General features: G+C 71.9%; 1 protein-coding gene. It reads left to right on the plus strand.

The annotated features are described in order from the left end of the window. Positions 1–119: 119 nt before the first annotated feature. Positions 120–1,062: HAMP domain-containing protein (locus ACYVQV_RS18975; protein WP_461024875.1), on the plus strand; the 943-nt coding region annotated here is incomplete at its 3' end.

The following is a 1,062-nucleotide window of genomic DNA, read 5'->3' on the forward strand; positions in this document are numbered from 1 at the left end:
CAGGCGGTCGCCCAGACCCAGGCCGCGATCGAGGAGCTGGCCGCGATGGCCACCGACCTGCGCACCCAGGTCACCCGCTTCACCGTCTGACACACCCCCACTCACGGAAGAGAACGACCATGACCACGCAACCGACACCGGAGCCGCGGTCCCGCGGCCTGCTCACCCGCCTGACCTCCGACCGGGGGGTGCGCACCAAGATCCTCACCTCCGTCGGCGTGCTGGCGGTCGTGGCCGTGGTCGTGGGGGCCATCGGCATCAGCGGCCTGAACCAGACCAGCGGCGAGATCCGGGAGATCGTCCGGGTCCAGCGTGAGGTCGTTCAGCAGCGGGACGCCGTCCACCAGGGGCAGCTCAAGTCCCGGATGCTCATCGCCCAGGTCGCCGCAGCGGCGTCCCCCCAGCAGAAGCGGGACTGGGCCGCGCAGTTCGCCGGCAACGACGCGGAGATCCAGGCGGCCGTCGACACGATCGAGGCCGCCGACGGCTTCGAGCTCATGCCCACCTTCGAGGACTTCCTCGCCACGTTCGAGGAGTTCACGCAGGTCCGCGACGAAGAGCTGCTCCCGCTCGCCCTGGCCAACGACCAGGCGGGCTACGAGGAGGTCCGGCTGGCGCGGGCGCAGCCGCTCATCGACGAGTACCTCGGGTACCTCGACCAGGCCAGCGCCGACCTGATGGAGGCCGCGGAGGCCACCGCCAGCGAGGCCGAGGCGACCACCGCGGCCGACACCCGCAACGTCGTCGTCGCCCTCGTCATCGGGCTGGCGCTGGCGCTTGGTCTCGGGTTGCTGACCGCCACGCGCATCGTGGGCAACCTGGGCAAGGTCAAGGCCGCCCTCGAGGCGATGGCCGCCGGTGACCTCACTGCCCGGGCGACCGTCGACAGCCGTGACGAGGTCGGTCAGATGGCCGACGCGCTCCGCACGGCCCAGGACTCCGTCCGCGACGTGGTCGCCACCGTCGCGGGGTCGGCGGATGCGGTGGCGTCGAGCTCGCAGGAGCTGGCGGCGTCCTCGCAGCAGATCGCTGCGGGGGCTGAGGAGACGTCGGTGCAGGCTG

It is taken from the genome of Thalassiella azotivora (assembly GCF_054781695.1).